Origin of the sequence: Melaminivora jejuensis, from assembly GCF_017811175.1 — a bacterium.
GTDB classification, from domain to species: Bacteria; Pseudomonadota; Gammaproteobacteria; order Burkholderiales; family Burkholderiaceae_C; genus Melaminivora; species Melaminivora jejuensis.
The window spans coordinates 3,219,793-3,237,402 of sequence record NZ_JACWIJ010000002.1 but is presented as its reverse complement, the minus strand read 5'-3'; the positions used below and the strand labels follow the sequence as shown (position 1 = coordinate 3,237,402).

At 67.1% G+C, this 17,610-nt stretch carries 22 protein-coding genes, 1 tRNA gene and 2 pseudogenes; 15 read left to right on the top strand and 10 right to left on the bottom strand.

Features of this window, described 5'->3' with window-relative positions:
* The first annotated feature begins 6 nt into the window (after nt 1-6).
* The 11 genes and pseudogenes from sucD (at nt 7) to IDM45_RS15135 (ending at nt 8,190) form a co-directional block, all read left to right on the top strand.
* Complete coding sequence (sucD, locus tag IDM45_RS15185) at nt 7-900, top strand: succinate--CoA ligase subunit alpha (protein ID WP_209423588.1); 894 nt, start codon at nt 7-9, stop codon at nt 898-900.
* Between the two features lie 285 nt (nt 901-1,185).
* A complete protein-coding gene (locus tag IDM45_RS15180) occupies nt 1,186-1,959 on the top strand; it encodes a Stp1/IreP family PP2C-type Ser/Thr phosphatase (protein ID WP_209423587.1) in 774 nt (257 codons plus the stop codon).
* Between the two features lie 95 nt (nt 1,960-2,054).
* Nucleotides 2,055-2,663, top strand: coding sequence for an FHA domain-containing protein (locus IDM45_RS15175; protein WP_209424164.1), 609 nt, complete (start codon nt 2,055-2,057; stop codon nt 2,661-2,663).
* A gap of 56 nt (nt 2,664-2,719) precedes the next feature.
* A pseudogene (locus tag IDM45_RS17990) lies at nt 2,720-2,827 on the top strand (DUF1778 domain-containing protein); the annotation flags it as partial.
* A 46-nt stretch (nt 2,828-2,873) separates the two neighbouring features.
* Nucleotides 2,874-4,130 (top strand): RNA-guided endonuclease InsQ/TnpB family protein, encoded by a 1,257-nt coding sequence (locus tag IDM45_RS15165; protein ID WP_209423586.1) that lies wholly within the window; start codon nt 2,874-2,876, stop codon nt 4,128-4,130.
* Complete coding sequence (locus IDM45_RS15160) at nt 4,016-4,717, top strand: type II toxin-antitoxin system TacA family antitoxin (protein ID WP_267912138.1); 702 nt, start codon at nt 4,016-4,018, stop codon at nt 4,715-4,717. The genes IDM45_RS15165 and IDM45_RS15160 overlap by 115 nt, the downstream gene beginning before the upstream one ends.
* The gene (locus IDM45_RS15155) at nt 4,675-5,202 is read left to right on the top strand and encodes a pilin (RefSeq protein WP_269783622.1); all 528 of its coding nucleotides are present in this window, start codon (nt 4,675-4,677) and stop codon (nt 5,200-5,202) included. Before IDM45_RS15160 ends, IDM45_RS15155 begins: the two co-directional genes overlap by 43 nt.
* Before the next feature lie 121 nt (nt 5,203-5,323).
* On the top strand, nt 5,324-6,097 hold the full coding sequence (locus IDM45_RS15150; protein ID WP_209423585.1) for a hypothetical protein: 774 nt from the start codon (nt 5,324-5,326) through the stop codon (nt 6,095-6,097).
* 133 nt (nt 6,098-6,230) lie between these two features.
* The gene (locus tag IDM45_RS15145; protein WP_209423584.1) at nt 6,231-6,749 is read left to right on the top strand and encodes a pilin; all 519 of its coding nucleotides are present in this window, start codon (nt 6,231-6,233) and stop codon (nt 6,747-6,749) included.
* 435 nt (nt 6,750-7,184) lie between these two features.
* Nucleotides 7,185-7,640 carry a DUF4351 domain-containing protein gene (locus IDM45_RS15140; protein ID WP_209423583.1) on the top strand — a complete coding sequence of 152 codons (456 nt, stop codon included), beginning with the start codon at nt 7,185-7,187 and terminating at the stop codon, nt 7,638-7,640.
* A 91-nt stretch (nt 7,641-7,731) separates the two neighbouring features.
* Complete coding sequence (locus IDM45_RS15135; RefSeq protein ID WP_209423582.1) at nt 7,732-8,190, top strand: carboxymuconolactone decarboxylase family protein; 459 nt, start codon at nt 7,732-7,734, stop codon at nt 8,188-8,190.
* On the opposite strand, the gene IDM45_RS15130 is transcribed toward IDM45_RS15135, so the two are convergent.
* Complete coding sequence (locus tag IDM45_RS15130) at nt 8,120-8,800, bottom strand: Uma2 family endonuclease (protein WP_209423581.1); 681 nt, start codon at nt 8,798-8,800, stop codon at nt 8,120-8,122. The genes IDM45_RS15135 and IDM45_RS15130 overlap by 71 nt on opposite strands.
* A 130-nt stretch (nt 8,801-8,930) precedes the next feature.
* Here IDM45_RS15130 and IDM45_RS15125 point away from each other — a divergent pair.
* Nucleotides 8,931-9,007: transfer RNA gene (locus IDM45_RS15125), tRNA-Arg, on the top strand.
* A 48-nt stretch (nt 9,008-9,055) separates the two neighbouring features.
* Here the strand turns inward: IDM45_RS15125 and IDM45_RS15120 are convergent.
* From IDM45_RS15120 to moaC, 3 genes are read right to left on the bottom strand one after another with little or no spacing between them, the layout of a single operon-like run.
* On the bottom strand, nt 9,056-9,472 hold the full coding sequence (locus IDM45_RS15120) for a type II toxin-antitoxin system HicB family antitoxin (protein WP_209423580.1): 417 nt from the start codon (nt 9,470-9,472) through the stop codon (nt 9,056-9,058).
* An 8-nt stretch (nt 9,473-9,480) separates the two neighbouring features.
* Nucleotides 9,481-9,666, bottom strand: coding sequence for a type II toxin-antitoxin system HicA family toxin (locus IDM45_RS15115; protein WP_209423579.1), 186 nt, complete (start codon nt 9,664-9,666; stop codon nt 9,481-9,483).
* A gap of 52 nt (nt 9,667-9,718) precedes the next feature.
* A complete protein-coding gene (gene moaC / locus IDM45_RS15110) occupies nt 9,719-10,255 on the bottom strand; it encodes a cyclic pyranopterin monophosphate synthase MoaC (RefSeq protein WP_209423578.1) in 537 nt (178 codons plus the stop codon).
* Between the two features lie 184 nt (nt 10,256-10,439).
* Between moaC and IDM45_RS15105 the strand changes: the two genes are divergently transcribed.
* Complete coding sequence (locus tag IDM45_RS15105) at nt 10,440-11,930, top strand: M48 family metalloprotease (protein ID WP_232654407.1); 1,491 nt, start codon at nt 10,440-10,442, stop codon at nt 11,928-11,930.
* Here IDM45_RS15105 and IDM45_RS15100 read toward each other — a convergent pair.
* From IDM45_RS15100 to IDM45_RS15085, 4 genes are all read right to left on the bottom strand, one after another.
* Entirely contained in the window at nt 11,898-12,254 is a 357-nt protein-coding gene (locus IDM45_RS15100) for a phage holin family protein (RefSeq protein WP_209423577.1), read from the bottom strand. The two genes, IDM45_RS15105 and IDM45_RS15100, sit on opposite strands and share 33 nt — an antisense overlap.
* Before the next feature lie 12 nt (nt 12,255-12,266).
* Nucleotides 12,267-12,617 carry a hypothetical protein gene (locus IDM45_RS15095; protein ID WP_209423576.1) on the bottom strand — a complete coding sequence of 117 codons (351 nt, stop codon included), beginning with the start codon at nt 12,615-12,617 and terminating at the stop codon, nt 12,267-12,269.
* 40 nt (nt 12,618-12,657) lie between these two features.
* Nucleotides 12,658-12,993: a hypothetical protein gene (locus tag IDM45_RS15090; RefSeq protein ID WP_209423575.1), complete on the bottom strand. Its 336-nt coding sequence runs from the start codon at nt 12,991-12,993 to the stop codon at nt 12,658-12,660.
* Between the two features lie 117 nt (nt 12,994-13,110).
* Nucleotides 13,111-13,866, bottom strand: coding sequence for a TerC family protein (locus IDM45_RS15085; protein ID WP_209423574.1), 756 nt, complete (start codon nt 13,864-13,866; stop codon nt 13,111-13,113).
* 339 nt (nt 13,867-14,205) lie between these two features.
* On the opposite strand from IDM45_RS15085, the gene IDM45_RS15080 reads away from it, so the two are divergent.
* Complete coding sequence (locus IDM45_RS15080; RefSeq protein WP_209423573.1) at nt 14,206-14,658, top strand: DUF3717 domain-containing protein; 453 nt, start codon at nt 14,206-14,208, stop codon at nt 14,656-14,658.
* Between the two features lie 43 nt (nt 14,659-14,701).
* A pseudogene (locus tag IDM45_RS15075) lies at nt 14,702-15,006 on the top strand (DUF2007 domain-containing protein).
* A 156-nt stretch (nt 15,007-15,162) separates the two neighbouring features.
* Here the strand turns inward: IDM45_RS15075 and IDM45_RS15070 are convergent.
* Nucleotides 15,163-15,723: a YaeQ family protein gene (locus tag IDM45_RS15070; protein WP_209423572.1), complete on the bottom strand. Its 561-nt coding sequence runs from the start codon at nt 15,721-15,723 to the stop codon at nt 15,163-15,165.
* A 116-nt stretch (nt 15,724-15,839) separates the two neighbouring features.
* Nucleotides 15,840-17,246, bottom strand: coding sequence for an adenylosuccinate lyase (gene purB / locus IDM45_RS15065; RefSeq protein WP_209423571.1), 1,407 nt, complete (start codon nt 17,244-17,246; stop codon nt 15,840-15,842).
* Nucleotides 17,247-17,610 lie beyond the last annotated feature (364 nt).

Below are 17,610 nucleotides of genomic sequence, written 5' to 3'. Positions count from 1 at the left end.
CACAACATGTCGATTTACATCAACAAAGACACCAAGGTCATCACCCAGGGCATCACCGGCAAGACCGGCCAGTTCCACACGGAAAAATGCCAGGAATACGCCAACGGCAAGAACTGCTTCGTCGCCGGCGTGAACCCCAAGAAGGCCGGCGAGTCGATCTTCAACATCCCGATCTACGCCAGCGTGCGCGAGGCCGCGCAGCAGACCGGCGCCACCGTCAGCGTGATCTACGTGCCCCCGGCAGGCGCCGCCGCTGCCATCTGGGAAGCCGTCGAGGCCGACCTGGACATGGCGATTTGCATCACCGAAGGCATCCCCGTGCGCGACATGCTGGAAGTGCGCAACAAGATGCTGGCCAAGGAAGCCGCCGGCGGCAAGCGCACCCTGCTGCTCGGCCCCAACTGCCCCGGCCTGATCACGCCCGACGAGATCAAGATCGGCATCATGCCCGGCCACATCCACAAGAAGGGCCGCGTCGGGGTGGTGAGCCGCTCCGGCACGCTGACCTATGAAGCCGTGGCGCAGCTGACCGAGCTGGGCATCGGCCAGTCGAGCGCCGTCGGCATCGGCGGCGACCCGATCAACGGCCTCAAGCACATCGACGTCATGCGCGCCTTCAACGACGACCCCGACACCGACGCCGTGATCATGATCGGCGAGATCGGCGGGCCGGACGAGGCCGAGGCCGCCCGCTGGTGCAAGGACAACATGAAAAAGCCCATCGTCGGCTTCATCGCCGGCGTCACCGCCCCTCCCGGCAAGCGCATGGGCCACGCCGGCGCGCTGATCTCCGGCGGCGCCGACACCGCCGACGCCAAGCTGGCCATCATGGAGGAATGCGGCTTCACCATCACGCGCAACCCCTCCGAGATGGGCCGCCTGCTCAAGGGCCTGCTGTAAGCCCGGCACCCAGGCACGCCAGCCTGCCCAGCCCACACGGCGCAGGCAGGCAGCCACCAGACAAAAAGCCAGCGGGGCGACCCGGCTGGCTTTTTTGATTGCTACCGGCACAGACGGGGGCTCTTTCCAGATCAGACGCAAACCCCAGGCGCGACCGTCGCCCTGAAGGGCGACAGCGGCCAGGCAGGATGAACAATCGCAAACACATCCCTTGGCCGACAGGCCCGCCGCGTCCCTGTCTCCTATGATGCGCCACCACCCCGCAGCCCCTCCCCCGCCCCGCCCATGGCCACGCCGCCCTTTGAATTCCATGCCCTGACCGACATTGGCCGCGTACGCGCGCACAACGAGGACGCCATCGCCGTCCATGCCCACGCCGGGCTGATGCTGCTGGCCGACGGCATGGGCGGCTACAACGCCGGCGAAGTCGCCAGCACCCTGGCCATCGAGCACATCGGCACGCAACTGCTGCCCTGGCTGACCAGCCACAAAGGCCGCCAGGCCACGCCCGAAGCCGTCGGCGCCATGCTGCGCCAGAGCGCCCAGCAGGCCAACCGCGCCATCCTGGAGGCCGCGCACGCCGAGCCGCAGTACCGGGGCATGGGCACCACCCTGATCGCCGGCGTGCTCCACGGCGACTGGCTGATCCTGGGCCACGCCGGCGACTCGCGCGGCTACCGGCTGCGCGCCGGCGCGCTGGAGCAGCTCACGCGCGACCACTCCTGGCTGCAAGAGCAGCTCGACGCCGGCTGGCTCACCCCGGCGCAGGCCGCCAGCTCGCACCAGCGCAACCTCATCACCCGCGCCCTGGGCGCGCAGGGCCATGCCGAACTGGACATCACCGCGCTGCCCACCCAGCCGGGCGACCTGTACCTGCTGTGCTCCGACGGCCTGATCGACCAGATGACGCACGCCGAGCTGCAGGAACTCGCCCGCCAGAACGCACCCCTGGCCGAGAAAGCACGCCGCATGGTGGCACTGGCCAACGACCTGGGCGGGCGCGACAACATCAGCCTGGTGCTGGCCCAGGTCGCGCAGGCTGCAGCGCCTGCTGGCTAGCCCGGAACTTGCTTGCCACAATCCCCTACCAACATCCTGTTTCTTTTGTTTCTTCCGTGAATTTCCCTGCCCCGCTGACCAAGGAAGCCCGCACCATGCCCCGAATGGCCGTAACGATCGATGGCGCCCTCGTCAAGGAAGTCACCCTCACCCAGGAGCGCACCACCATCGGCCGGCGCCCCTACAACGACATCGTGCTCGACCACCTGGCCGTCAGCGGCGAACACGCCGTGCTGCTGATGGCGCACGACGGCAGCGTCCAGATCCAGGATCTGGACAGCACCAACGGCACCACCGTCAACGGCCAGAGCGTGCAGCGCCAGGCGCTGCAGCATGGCGACACGGTGGAGGCGGGCAAATACCGCCTGCGCTTTCTGACCGACGAAGCCTGGCCCGACCTGGCGCAGGCCATGCCGCCCCCCGCGCCCAGCGCGCCGCCGGTACACGCCGCGCTGGTGCGCGTCATCAGCGGCCCGGCCACGGGGCGCGAAGTCGCACTGACCAAGGTCGTCACCACCCTGGGCAAGCCCGGCGTGGCGGTGGCCTCCATCACCCGCCGCCCGCATGGCTTCGTGCTGACGCATGTCGAGGGCGAGGAGCGGCCACTGCTCAACGGCGGCGCCCTGGGGCCGGGCGCGGTGGCGCTGCAAAACGGCGACCGCATCGCGCTGGCCGGGGCAGAGATGGAGTTTCGGCAGGTGTGATGCGGCCATCCAGTTCTGCCTGAGCATCAAGCGCGCGCTCCGCCCGGCTTGGGCTACGTGCGACTCCCCAGCAAGAGACGGTGCTGCGTCGTGCCGCCGAAGTGGCACACAAGTCGTTGACCCGGTGCGCGACAAGCCTCGGCCTTCAGGCCGGGGCAGGCTAGCGCGGACGGCGTAGCCGTCCTCAAACAACTGTATATTTAGCCAGCCATGCAACGCCTGCAAGCCTTCAAATACGAACTGATGCCAGACGGCCAGCAAGAGCGGCAAATGCGCCGCTTCGCTGGCTCGTGCCGCTTCGTGTTCAACAAGGCGCTGGCGCTGCACAAAGAACGCTACGCGCGTGGCCAGAAGAAGCTCGGCTACGCCGGCCTGTGCAAGCTGCTCACCGAGTGGCGGGGCAGCATGGAGACGGCTTGGCTGGCCGATGCGCCGGTTCACCCGTTGCAGCAGACGCTCAAGGATTTGGAGCGGGCATACAGCAACTTCTTCGCCAAGCGGGCGGCATTCCCGCGCTTCAAGAAAAAAGGCCAGCGGGACAGCTTTCGCTACCCCGACGCCAAGCAGATCAAGCTCGACCAAGCGAGCAGCCGCATCTTCCTGCCCAAGCTGGGCTGGCTGCGCTATCGGCAAAGCCGCGAGGTGCTGGGCGCGGTGAAAAATATCACCGTGAGCCAGTCCAGCGGCAAATGGTTCGTCAGCATCCAGACCGAGCGAGAGGTAGAGCCGCCCATCCCCCAGGCCAGCAGCGCCGTTGGCATAGACGTAGGGGTGGCCCGCTTCGCCACCTTCAGCGACGGCTCCTATCTGGAGCCGCTGGCGAGCTTTAAGAAGCACGAAGCCCGCTTGCGCCGCTACCAGCGGGCCATGAGCCGCAAGACCAAATTCAGCAGCAACTGGAAGAAATCGAAAGCCAAGGTACAACGTATCCACACCCGCATTGGCAACGCCCGGCGCGACTACCTGCACAAAGCCACGACAGCCATCAGCCAAAACCACGCGATGGTCGTCATCGAGGACTTGCAGGTACGCAACATGTCCAAGTCAGCCAAGGGCAGCGCCGAACAGCCGGGTAACAACGTGCGGGCCAAGAGCGGCCTGAACAAAGCCATCCTCGACCAGGGCTGGTTCGAGTTCCGACGGCAGTTGGAATACAAGCTGGCCTGGAAGGGAGAAATGCTGATTGCCGTGCCGCCGCACAACACCAGCAGAACCTGCCCCGAGTGCGGCTGCGTGAGCGCGGACAACCGCAAAACGCAAGCAGTATTTCGCTGCGTCGAATGCGGGCGCGAAGGCCACGCCGATCACATCGGCGCGATCAACATACTGGCGCGGGGACACCGCGTTGCAGCCTGTGGAGAGGACGTCAGCCGTGCAAGGCCCGCAAGGGCCAAGCGTGCAGCCTCGGCGAAGCAGGAACCCGCCGAAGCGACTCCATCCAGCCACGTGCTGGTTGGAGCGCCGTAGGAATCTCCGGCCTTCAGGCCGGGGAGGATGTCAACGATTTCATCCTGGACGCGGCGTACCGTGCTGCCGAGCAGACCTTGCTCGACCAGCGGCTGTTCATGGTGTCCGGCAGCCAATATCAAGCGCTGTTGGAAATGCTGGATCGGCCGCAATCTGACCTCGCGCCCAAACGTGCCAGCCAGCCCCCACCCAAGCCGCTGAGGCTGCCGCAAAACAGCACCAACTGCCGGCCAACCTACGTTTTTGCCTTACAAAAATGGCAGGCGTTGACTGACAAGCATGATCGTCAGCCGCAGGCTGGGCGCGGCAGCAGCCCAGTGCCAGACTGCCGGAATTCATGGTCAAAACAGGGTCAAAGCCAATACTGGCAAGCGCTGGAAGCTATCAAAAACATAGTTGATCCAGTACCAGCAAAGCCCTATGAAAGTAAGGATTGCGTTCTTGGTGTAGCGAATTGTTTGCTGGCACGGATGCTGCGCTACCTCCTGCAACCCGCCGGGCCGTCCAGCGGGGGTTTTTCAAACAATGTTCCGAGGAGGACACCATGCAACGCACCATGCGCTCCGTACAAAAGGGCTTCACCCTGATCGAACTGATGATCGTCGTGGCGATCATCGGCATCCTGGCCGCCGTGGCCCTGCCCGCCTACCAGGACTACACCGCCCGCGCCAAGATCTCTGAAATCATCATCGCCGCCAGCTCGCCCAAGAGCCTGATCAGCGAGGCCTTCCAAGCCGACAGTCTGGCCGGCGTGGCCGCTGCTGCGACCGAGTACAACGCCCGCGCTCAGACTGAGAAGCAGTCGAAGATTGTGGACAACATCCAGATCGACGGCGCCAACGGCGTGATCACCGTGACCAGCGTGACTGGCGGCGGCTTGCCCAGCGATGCCCAGACCACAACGCTGACCTGGACGCCCAACGTGCAGGGCGCTCTCCTGGCTGCCGGGGTTTCGGGCGCCATCGACTGGGCTTGCGCCTCGACCACCAACACCACCGCCACTGCACGCGGCCTGGTAGTGGGTACACCGGGCACCATGCCCGCCAAGTACGCACCTTCCGAGTGCCGCTGATGCCTGACAGGCGGGTGCGGCCAGCCAGCCGACCTGCCTGATCCAGATCACCCGAGAGGGCGCCCGCAAGGCGCCCTTTTTTCTTTCCCCGCTGCCGCCGGAGTCCCCCCGGCCCCACCCCATGCAAGCTGCCCCCGTCACCCGCGTGCGCCATGCGCTGCGGTATGCGCTGCGCCATCTGCTGATTTCCGCTGCCGTGGCCGTGGCCGCCGCCGTCCTGGTCTTTCGCCTGCTGTACCCGCCGCCGTGGCACCTCCTGTTCGGGGTGGGCAGCATGTTCTTCCTGCTGCTGGCGGTGGATGTGGTCTGCGGCCCGCTGCTGACGCTGATCGTGGCCAACCCGAAAAAGTCCCGCCGCGAGCGCTGGCTGGATTTTTCCCTGGTCGGCCTGGTGCAACTGGCGGCGCTGCTGTATGGCCTGCACAGCGTCTGGGTGGCGCGCCCGGCGGTGCTGGCCTTCGAGTCCGACCGGCTGATGGCCATCAGCGCCACCGAAGTGCAAATCGATGCGCTGGCCCAGGCCCCGCAAGGCCTGCGCCGCCTGCCCTGGTGGGGCCTGCAGCAGGTAGGCACGCGCAAGGCCGCCAGCAACGACGAGTTCTTCCAGAGCATGAAGCTGGGCCTGAGCGGCATCTCCCCGGCCATGCGCCCGGACTGGTGGACGCCCTGGGACAGCGCCCTGCCCGCGATGCGCGCGCGCGCCCGACCGGTGGGCGAGCTGCTAGAGCGCCGCCCGCAGGACGCCGCCACACTGCACGAGGCCATCGCCGCCACGGGCCTGACCGCCGGGCAACTGCGCTACCTGCCGCTGACCACGCGCAAGGTCAAGGAGTGGACTGCCCTGCTGGATGCCGACATGCGGATCGTCGGCTATGCGCCGATCGATGCTTTTTGAGGCGCCTGGCCCCTTGCCGCCTTTGAATTTCGATTCTTGCTGCCCTTGCCATGCCGAGGTGAAAAGAATTGGCACATTTGTTGCTGATTAAGGTCTATCCCTTCATCCTCATGACCATAAAGAGGTGCCTTCCATGAGAAACACCCTGCAGGCCGGCTTCACCCTGATCGAGCTGATGATCGTGGTAGCCATTATTGGCATCCTGGCAGCCACGGCTCTGCCTGCCTATCAGGACTACACGGCCCGCGCCAAGATGGCGGAAATCCTGGTGGCCGGCAATGCCGGCAAGGAGCTGGTGTCCGAGGGCTTCCAGTCCGGGGGCTATACCGGCGTGGGCCTGGCGGCCACCGAGTACAACGCCCGCCCGATTGCCCAGAAGCAGTCCAAGTTCGTCGCCAACATCCAGATCGACACGACCACGGGCGTGGTCACCGTGACCAGCGCCGGCGCGGCCTCCGGCCTGCCTACGGATGCACAAAGCAAGACGCTGCTCCTCACCCCCAACGTGCAGGGCGCGGCGCTGAGCGCCACCTCCGTCGGCGCCATCGACTGGGCCTGCGCCTCGACCAGCAACACGACTGCCGGCAACCGCAGTCTGGTTTCGGGCACGGGCACCCTGCCCAGCAAGTACGTCCCCAGCGAGTGCCGCTGAGACCGGCCCTGACCACCGGCCCTGACAACCCAAACCAGGCGCGGGTTTGACATAAGTAGGCGGCAGAATATTTTTCAAAATTGATAGCTGACAGCGCTTTCCTGGCAATGGTTTGAGGTCAATTTATTGCTTGAAACCCGCCTTTTTCAAGCGCCCATCAGCCGCCGCACGGCCTTTTGCCTGCTGCCGGGCCAAATTTTGGCCGTCTGCCTGCTTTTTTACAGGTGTTTTCGGCCTGAAACCCTTGTGTAGCAAGCGCTGACAGCTATCAAAACAAGAGTTGCTTGACGCTGTTTTTACCTTCCTCCCATGCCCGGCACGACGCCTCCTACAAGCTGCTGTTTTCCGCACCCGAGCTGGTGCGCGACCTGATCCTGGGCTTCGTGCCCGACGAGTGGCTGCACAGCCTGGACTACTCACAACCTGGCGGCGGCCATGATGCGGCTGCAAAGGCCACAAAGCCAGGGCGAGGTGCTGGAGCTGATCGAGCAGCTCCAGGACTGGCTGGCCGGCAATCCGGAGCTGACGCGCATTTTTGCCATCTGGATTCGCGCCGTGCTGCTGCGCCAGAGCAAGAACCGCCTGGCCCTGCCCAAGGTGCAGGATTTGAAGGAGTCGAAGATGACACTGGCCGTGCGTTTTGAGGAATGGGCGCAGCAATACCGGCAGGAGGGCCGGCAGGAAGGGCGGCTCGAAGGCCGCATGGAAGGCGAATCGCGCCTGCTGCAGCGCCTGCTGGTCGCCCGCTTCGGCCCGCTGTCGCAGCAGACGCTGGCGGCGCTGGGCAGCCCCGACTCCGAGCAGCTGGAGGCATGGACGGATCGGCTGCTGGATGCGCGCACGCTGGCCGAGGTGTTCGACGGGCCACCCAACGCAGGGCACACGCCCTGAGGTCTGTGCGCTGGCTCCCTCAGCCCAGGCAGGCGGCCAGGCCGGGGATGGACAAGAATGCCTGCCTTCCGACCGCAACGAAAGGCAAACCATGAGTCAGCGTCTGAACTATGCACAAGCCTCCCCGCGCGGCTTTGCCGCCATGCTGGGGCTGGAGCAGCACGCACGCACGAGCGGGCTGGAGCCGAGCCTGCTGGAGCTGGTCAAGACGCGCGTCTCGCAGCTCAACGGCTGCGCCTATTGCCTGGACATGCACACCAAGGATGCCCGCGCCGCCGGCGAGAGCGAACAGCGCCTGTACCTGCTGTCCGCCTGGCGCGAGGCGCCCTGCTACACGCCGCGCGAGCGCGCCGCGCTGGCCTGGGCCGAGGCGGTCACGCTGCTGAAGAACCACGAGGTGGACGACGCCGCCTGGCAGCAGGCCCGCGCCGAGTTCGACGAGCGCCAGCTGGTCGATCTGACGCTGGCCATCGTGGCCATCAATGGCTGGAACCGGCTGTCGGTGGCGTTTCGCACCGAGGCCGGAAACTACCAGCCGGGATCGAAATAAGGGACGCCCGCCTATCCGCCCCGCCCGGCGCAGCCAGCAGCTCGGGCAGGTCGGCATAGATGTCGCGCAAGGTGGGCTGCACGTCCAGGCACGACAGCGCTAGCGCGCCATCCGGACTTTCAAAGCGCAGGTGCTGCCAGCGCCCATCCTCGCCGCGCCGGTACAGATCGGCCTGCACCCGATCCTGGCGCAGCAGCAGGTATTCGCGCAGGTCGGGCAGCAGGCGGTAGGCCAGGAGTTTTTCGCGCGTGTCGGTCTGCTCGGTGCTGGGCGAGAGGACTTCGACCAGCAGGCAGGGGTTGCGCACGTACAGCGCAGCCCGGTCGGCCGGGTCGCAGGCGAGCACCAGGTCGGGGTAGTAAAACCAGTCATCCCCCTCGTGCTCGACGCGCACCTTCATGTCGGCCACGAAGAGCTGGCAACCCTTGCGCCGGGCGTGGGGCAGCAGCAGCGCGTAGAGCGAGCCGGCGACCAGGCCATGCGAGCGGCTGGCCCCGCCCATGGCGACGACTTGGCCAGCCAGATATTCATGGCGCATGTCGGTGCGCTGCTCGCCGTCCAGGTATTCCTGCACGCTGATGGAGCCCCGGATCTGGGCGTTGGCATTCATGGCTGTGCTCCTTTGCTGTCTCTAGGGGGTGGTGGCGTTCAAGGGCTTTTCAACCGCAGTGGGCGCGCCGGTCATGGCGAAGGCCGATGCACCGGCAGTATGATGCCGACCCTTGGCAGCGCCAGCCTCACTGCCCGTAGCTCAACCGGATAGAGCAATTGCCTTCTAAGCAATAGGTCGGGGGTTCGAGTCCCTCCGGGCAGGCCATAGCGCCATTTCACACCCTTGCAAGACACTGCAAGACGGCGGTGGCCCTCACTCCAGCGACAGCACCAGCCGTTTGCCCAACGCCGCTGCCGCGCGCTCAAGCTGGCGCAGCGATGGCCAATGTTTCGGGTCTTCGAGCTTCTTGGCTGCCGGCCAGCTGGTCTCCAGAGCACGCGCCAAATCCGACAGACTGCGATCCGCCCGCGCCTGGCGGATCAGGTAGGCGGCCTGCGTCCTGGCGTCGGGCGCGATGTACTGCGCCCCGGCAACATCTGCTGTGGGCGGCGCAATGGCCTCGCCAGCGTCGAGCTTGAAGCCCAGCATGGCCGACAAGACCTCCGAGGCGTTGAACTGCGCCTCCTCCAGCGTCGCGCCTTCGGTGAAGGTATCGGGCAGATCCACGAACTGCACGAGGTAGCCGCCCCCTTCCTGCGGCTCGAATGTGGCGGGATAACGGATTTCCATACAGCACCTCACTTCAGTTTCACACCTGTCTGCCGGGCAATGGCAGCCAGCAGACCGGCACCGATGTCGCGCGCGCCATGCACCGGAATCGGCACGGCCCGCCCGTCCTTGACCATGATGTGGTGACTACCATTCACCCTGTCCAGCACCCATCCAGCGGCCTTGAGCCTGGCGATGACGTCTCTGCCATTCATGGGAAACGATATATCTTCTTTGATTCATTTACCCAGGCTCGCAAATAGAGCCTCATTTGGCCGGGCTTCCAGGCGCTGGCACACCCCGATCCACAGCCACAAAACTGCCCGACTTGCCGCCGTGCTTTTCCAGCACGCGCACGTCCTGCATGACCATGTGCTTGTCGGCGGCCTTGCACATGTCGTAGATGGTCAGCAGCGCCACCTGCACCGCCGTCAGCGCCTCCATCTCGACGCCGGTCTGGCCCAGCGTCTGCACGGTGGCGATGCATTGCACGCTGCTGGCTTGGGGCTGCAGCTCGAATTCCACGGCCACGCGGGTGAGCGCCAGCGGGTGGCACAGGGGGATCAGCTCGCTGGTCTTCTTGGCGGCCATGATGGCGGCGATGCGCGCCACACCCAGCACGTCGCCCTTCTTGGCGCTGCCGGTCTCGATCAGCTCCAGCGTGGCCGGCTGCATGACGATGCGCCCGCTGGCCACCGCCGTGCGGTGCGTGGCCGGCTTGGCGCCCACGTCCACCATGTGGGCCTGGCCCTGGGCGTCGAAGTGGGTGAGCGGGCTGGTGGCAGGGGCGGCAGGCTGGGTCATGGCAGGAGCGGCATTGGAGACAGGGCAGGAAGGACGGGCCAGCCGGGCAACCCGCAACAGGAAACCTTGGGCCAGCCGGGGCATCATACGGTGCTGACCACACCCCTGGCCGTGTCGCCGTCCGAGGAGCAAGGTGCATCCAATTTTCAAGCCAAATCGGCCTCAAAGCCTTGCCAGACAATCGCTGGCAGCTATATTAATCGCAGCATTCTCGCTGGGTGCAATACATGCCCAGCCGGCCCTGCCCGCGCTGGGCGACGGCCTGGAGCTGACGGCTGCCGCCGAGCGCAAGCTGGGCGACCGCATCATCCGCGAGCTCTACCGCGACCCGGACTACCTCGACGATGCCGTGCTGCTGGAGTACGTCCAGGGCATCTTCCAGCCGCTGCTGGCGGCCGCGCGCGCGCGCGGCGAGCTAGGCAGCGACATCGACGAGCGCTTTGCCTGGGAGGTGCTGCTGGGGCGCGACCGCACGGTCAACGCCTTCGCCCTGCCCGGCGGCTATTTCGGCCTGCACCTGGGGCTGATCGGCGTGGTCGGCACGCCCGATGAACTGGCCTCGGTGCTGGCGCACGAGATCAGCCACGTCACGCAGCGCCACATCTCGCGCCTGATCGCGCAGCAGGGCCGGCAGACGCCGCTGATGGTCGGCGCGCTGATCCTGGGCGCGCTGGCAGCCAGCAAAAGCCCCGAGGCCGGGCAGGCGCTGATGGTCGGCGGACAGGCGCTGGCGGTGCAGAACCAGCTCAACTTCTCGCGCGACATGGAGCGCGAGGCCGACCGCATCGGCTACGGCCTGATGCAGCCGGCAGGCTTTGCGCCGCAGGGCTTCGTTGCCATGTTCGACCGGCTGCAGCAGGCCAACCGCATCAACGACAACGGCAGCTGGCCTTATCTGCGCAGCCACCCGCTGACCACGCAGCGCATCGCCGACATGCAGGGCCGCATCGCGCACGGTGCCGAGCGCCCAGCCCCGGCGCCGCTGGAGCACGCCCTGATGGCTGCGCGCGCGCGCGTGCTGGCGCGTCCGGGCCAGGATGCCTGGCGCCAATGGCTGGCCGAGCCGCAGGACGCGGGCTTTGCCCAGCGCCCGCAGCGTGAGCGCGCCACCGCCTGGTACGCCGCCGCCCTGAGCGCCGTGCAGTTGGCCGACTGGCCGGCAGCGCGCAAGGCGCTGGCCGGGCTGCAGCAGACGGCGCAGGGGGACGCCGCCGCCACGCGCCAGGCACGGTTGCTGGGCGCCGAGCTGGAGCTGGCCGCCGGCACACCGCAGGCCGCGTTGAAATTGCTCGATACCGCCCCTGGGGGCAAGGCACAGCGCATGGGCCGGCCCGAACTGCTGCTGCGCGCCCAGGCCGCGCTGCGCACTGGTGATGCCGCCGAGATGACCAGCCCGCTGCAGACCCAGGTGGCCAGGCAGCCGCACGACGCGGCTGCCTGGCAACTGCTGGCCCAGGTCTGGCAGCAGCAGGGCCAGGCCTTGCGCGCCATCCGCGCCGATGCCGAGGCGCAGGTGGCGCTACGCGACTACACGGCGGCGGTGGATCGCTTCAAGGCCGGGCAGGATCTGGCGCGCAGGAGCGGCGCGGCAGCCGACTACATCGAGGCGTCGATCATCGACACGCGGCTGCGCGCCGTGGAGTCACTTCTTCGAGAACAGGCCGCCGAGCGCTGACTCGATCACCAGGCCCAGCACCGAGTACATCAGCGAGCCCAGCAGCGCGGCGCCGAAGCCGCGCACCTGAAAGCCGTCGCCCAGCAGGCCCGAGGCGGCCCAGAACATCAGCGCGTTGATGATGAACAGGAACAGGCCCAGCGTCAGGATGGTCACCGGCAGCGTCAGGATGACCAGGATGGGGCGCAGCACCACGTTGAGCAGGCCGATCACGAAGGCGGCCCCCATGGCGGCACCGAAGCTGTGTACCTGTACGCCGCCGTACATGTAGGCCACGCACAGCAGCGCCACGGCGCTCAGGATCCATTTGGCAAGCAGGCGCATGAAGCCTGCCTTTCAGACCATGACGTTCAGGATCAGGCCTGTGGCCTGGCCGGCGAAGTTCATGAAGGGCGCCTGGGCCTGCGCCGGCTCCGGCTGCAGCCGCACGACATCGATGGCCTGGGCATGGTGGGCCGAGTGCAGGGCGCCGCGTGCGCGATCCAGGCGGGTGTTGGCATCGCTGGCCCGGATCTCCAGGCCATCGGCGCGGCGCTGCTCGCGGTCGGCGCTGCGCTGGGCGGCCTCCGCCTCGGAGCGCAGGCGCTGGGCGGCCTGCTCGGCCTGCTGGGCATTGCGCTGGGCGCTTTGCACCTGGCGGGATGCGCCGGCTGCTCCGGCAGCGATGGGGGCAATGGCAGCCGACATGGGGTCTCTCCTGTTCTTGTGACGGGCCTGATGGTGGCGCTTACGTGGCCGAGGCGTAGGTGCGCAGCACCTGGTCGCTGAGCTGGGGCATCTGCAGCACGGCCTCGCGCTCCTGCACGCGCCGGGTGTCGCTTTGCTGGTTGCGCGCAGGCTCGGCGTCCTGCTGCGCGGCCAGCTCCCGGGCGCGCTCGCTGATGGTCACCTTGGTGCCCTCGACCGACATGGCCTGCTGGCCGGGCTGGGCGCGGCGCTCCTGGCGCGCCTCCTCGGCGCGCAGGGCCTGCAGGTCGGACGCGCGGGTGCTGGGCGCCAGTGCCGGCTGGATGCTGGCCGAATCCGAGGCCAGGCGGCGTACTGCAAATTCGATGGCTGCCATGGTGTTTCTCCGTTTGCGCATTTGCCGGCAACCCGTGCCGGCAAGCTCCCCGATGGTCGGACAAAGTGCTGCGAATGTAAAGCCCGGCCCGGTTTGTCCTGAGCGGATGCGGCCTTTTCAGGTGCCGGCACGCGCGCGGCGCGCGGCCACCAGCTTGCCCAGGGCCAGCACGATCAGGGCGCCGGCCAGGTGCGCGGCCCAATAGACTGCCGTGGGCAGCTCGGCATGGCCCTGGCCGTCCGAGGTGCCCCACTTGGGCGCCCACAGCCATTCGCCGTGGTTCACGAACAGCGGATCGGTGGCCAGCATCCCGCCGGCGATCCAGCCCAGCAACATGCCGCCGGCGACGATGACCAGCGGGAAGCGCTCCATCAGCCGGATGACGATCTGCGAGCCCCAGACGATGATGGGCACCGAGATCAACAGGCCCAGCACCACCAGCAGCGTCTGGTGCTCGCCCGAGCCTTGCGCCGCCCCGGCGATGGCGATCACGTTGTCCACGCTCATGACCAGATCGGCCACGATGATGGTTTTGATGGCGGCCAGCAGCTTGTCGCTGCCCTGGATCTTGCCGTGCTCGTCCTCATCTTGCGGGGCGATCAGCTTGACGCCAATCCACACCAGCAAGAGTGCGCCAATCGCCTTGAGCGCCGGCAGATTGAGCAGTTGCATGGCGAACACGATCAGCACCACGCGTAGGGCAATCGCACCTGCCGTGCCCCAGATGATGCCCTTGGTGCGCTGGGCCGGCGGCAGCTTGCGACAGGCCAGGGCGATGACCACGGCGTTGTCGCCGCCCAGCAGGATGTCAATGATGATGATCTGGCCGAGCGCGATCCAGAACGGGGTGTGGGTGAGAAAGTCCAAGTCCATGTGCGATTACCTCAGCAGCTGCATTGTGGGTTCACGATGCCTGGGCAGCACGGACGCAAGGCGTCGCCTGAGGAAGGACAGGAGCGACACTTCGGGCCGGCCACGGCGACGCAATGCCGCCCAGGCGCCCAAAGGTCTTGCCCGGCGCAGGTGCTGCCCACGTCCATGTCGTGGCGCCACGCTGCCTGGCAGGCCGGAAGCCGGTGGGCTTCGTCTTGACGACCTGCCATCCGCCGGTGCGCCCGATGAAAAGGACTACCGGCGGGGAGCTACTCCCCTTTGAAGCCGGCTATTGGAACACAAGTGCAGGGCATCCAGGCGCTGCCTATGATCCGGCCCATGCCTGCTCCTGCCGCCTCTCCGGACTGTTCCACGCACTGCTGCACCGCTTGCTTCTTTTTGTCCGACATCGAGGCCGCCCTCGACTTCTGGCGCGCCCGCGCGCCCTCGCCCGACGGCATCCACCTGGCGTCCGAGGTGGCGGCGCTGGCCGAGGTCTGTGCGCGCCTGGCGCACACGGGCCGGCGCGCGCTGCCCGAGGCCGACATGCCCGCCGCCGCGCGCATGGCCTGGCTGGCCTGGTACGACAGCACACCCGACACGCCCTGCATCGCCATCTGCTCGACCAGCCAGGGCGACGCCTGGTGCAAGGGCTGCGGGCGCAGTTTCGAGGAAGTGCAGCACTGGCTGGCCTACAGCCCGCTGCGCAAGCGCGCCGTCTGGCAGCGCATCACCCGCCAGGGCAGCGCGCTGCGCTTCACGCGCTACGCCGAACGTGCCGCCCTCGGTTGAGTGCTTGCCGCCGCGCACCCGCCCGGCTATGGTGGCCGCCACTATGCAGCGCTTGACCCAGGCCCCAACATCGCGATTGCCACGCTGTGGCGCGACCTGCTGTGCCAGGCCGGTCTGCCCGCCAGCGTGCAGCGCCAGCACCTGGGCGCCGCCGCCGGCCACCTGCCGCCGGGCGAATGCCTGCCCGAAGTCTGGCTGCAATACCCCGAGCACCTGGAGCGCGCCCGCGCCCTGCTGCACGAGCTGGAGCGCCTGCCGCAGCGCCAATGGTTCTGCCCCGGCTGCGGCGAGTGCGTGGAGGGCGGCTTCGAGCAGTGCTGGAACTGCGGCGCGCTGATGCCAAGGTAGAGCTGTCGGCGGGCGGGACGGGGCAGGCCAGGCCAGGGCCGCTGCAGCGTCGCCAGAATAATCAAAAATTGATAGCTGCCAGCGCTTGACTGGCAAGGGTTTGAGCCGGTTTTTATCCAAATCCTAGCCGCTTCAACGGCTTTCTGCGGCTCTTGTTCACTTCCAGCGCAGCGGCTCCAGATGCACGCTGCCCAGGGCGCTGCTCAGGGTGAGTGCGCCGTCCTGCACCGTGGCCTGCAGCTGCATACTGCGCTCGGCCAGTTGCGCCAGGGCCTGGGACTGCTCGGCGGGGATGCGCCAGACCTGCAGCCGATCGAGGCGTGTGAGCTTGCTCTCGATGCCGCGCCACCAGACCTCGGCGGCGTGGTGGAAGGCATAGACCAGCACCGCATCGGCGCGGGAGGCGGCCTTGGCCAGCGGCTTGTCCTCGGGCTGGCCAACCTCTATCCACAGGCGTTTCCTGCCGGTGAAATCAGTCAGCGACACATCCGGGTCGTCCGGGTCGGACAGGCCGGCGCCAAAGGCCAGCTGGCCATCGCCGCCGCAGGTGTCGTGCAGCTCGTGCGCCTGCAGCGCCAGCGCGGCCAGGCGCACCATCATGCGCTCGTCGGTCTCGCTGGGGTGGCGCGCCAGGGTGAGCTGGTGATCGGCGTAGTAGCCGTGGTCGATGTCGGCGATCGCCAGATGCGCCTTGAAGATGGTGGACTTGAGCGCCATGCTCTTGCTCCTGAAAAAAGAGCTGCCCGCGCTTGCTACACAAGGGCGGGCAGCGAAAAATCGATAAAGCCAAAGCGGCAAGACCGGGGCAGCTCCCCGAGCCGTGCCGCCGCGCCTCAGATGCGGCGCGCCAGCTCGGCGGCCTTGCCGATGTAGCTGGCCGGCGTCATGTCCAGCAGGCGCTTCTTGTCGTCCTGCGGAATGTCCAGGCTGTGGATCAGCGCATGCAGCGCTTCGCGCGTCACGCTCTGGCCGCGCGTGACTTCCTTGAGCTTTTCATAGGCCCCGGCCACGCCGTGGCGGCGCATCACCGTCTGGATCGGCTCGGCCAGCACTTCCCAGCTGGCATCCAGGTCGGCGGCCAGCGCCGGCTCGTTGAGTTCGAGCTTGGCAAGGCCGGTCATCAGGGAGCTGTAGGCCAGCACCGAGTAGCCCAGTGCCACGCCGATGTTGCGCAGCACCGTGGAGTCCGTCAGGTCGCGCTGCCAGCGCGAGATGGGCAGCTTGTCCGACAGGTGGCGCAACAGCGCATTGGCCAGGCCCAGGTTGCCCTCGGCGTTCTCGAAATCGATGGGGTTGACCTTGTGCGGCATGGTGGACGAGCCGATCTCGCCGTCCTTGAGCTTTTGCTTGAAGTAGCCCAGCGAGATGTAGCCCCAGATGTCGCGCGCCAGGTCGATCAAGATGGTGTTGGTGCGCGCCACCGCATCGAACAGCTCGGCCATGTAGTCGTGCGGCTCGATCTGGATCGAGTAGGGCTGGAAAGTGAGCCCCAGGCCCTCGGGCTCGGCGCTTTCGACCACGCGGCGCGCAAAGGCCTCCCAGTCGAAGTCCGGCCAGGCCGACAGGTGGGCGTTGTAGTTGCCCACGGCGCCGTTCATCTTGCCCAGGATGGCCACGCCGGCGATGCGGCTGCGCGCTGCGTCCAGGCGCGCCACGACGTTGGCCAGCTCCTTGCCGACTGTCGTCGGGCTGGCCGTCTGGCCGTGCGTGCGACTGAGCATGGGCACGGCGGCGAACTGCTGCGCCAGGGCGCGCAACCGTTCGACGATAGCGTCCAGCGCCGGCAGCAGCACCTGCGCCCGGCCATCGCGCAGCTGCAGGGCGTGGCTGGTGTTGTTGATGTCCTCGCTGGTGCAGGCGAAATGGACAAACTCGGCGGCGCGCTCCAGCTCGGGCTGGCCGGCGAATTTCGACTTGATCCAGTACTCGACGGCCTTGACGTCGTGGTTGGTGGTCTTCTCGATGGCCTTGATGGCCTGGGTGTCGGCCTCGCTGAAATGCGCGACCAGACCCAGCAGATGGCTGCGCGCCGGCGCCGACAGCTGCGGGAATTCGGCAAAGCCGGCATCCGACAGGGCGATGAACCAGGCGACTTCCACCTGCACGCGCCGGTGCATGTAGCCGTGCTCGCTCATGATGGGACGCAGTGCCGCCAGGCGGGCGGCGTAGCGGCCATCCAGTGGCGACAGGGCGGTGTTGGGGGAAAACGCGGAGGAAGAAGAGGAAGGGGGCTGGCTCATGGGGGCGGATTGTAGGTGCCCGCCATCAGCGGCAAGGCGCGCCCCGGTGGCTGGGGGCGCGCCTTGCGGCAGAAGAAAAAACGCTGCAAGGCGCTCTGAAACGAAGTCAGAGAGGGAGGGAGGAGAAGCGCCTCAGAGCTGTCGGCGGAGGGTGTCCGCAGGCCTCGCAACGTGAAAGCTGATGATCGGTGCCCGGCTGGCTGGCCTGCCGGGCACCCACTGCAGAGTGGGGCCGCAGCGCGAAAGTTCCAGGGCCGGCATGAAAATTTTTGCACCGCCGTACATGGCAACTGCGCACAAGGCAGGCAGCGCACACGGCAACAGGCATTGCACCATGGCCGGGCCAGGCCTGCAGGCGCTGGCG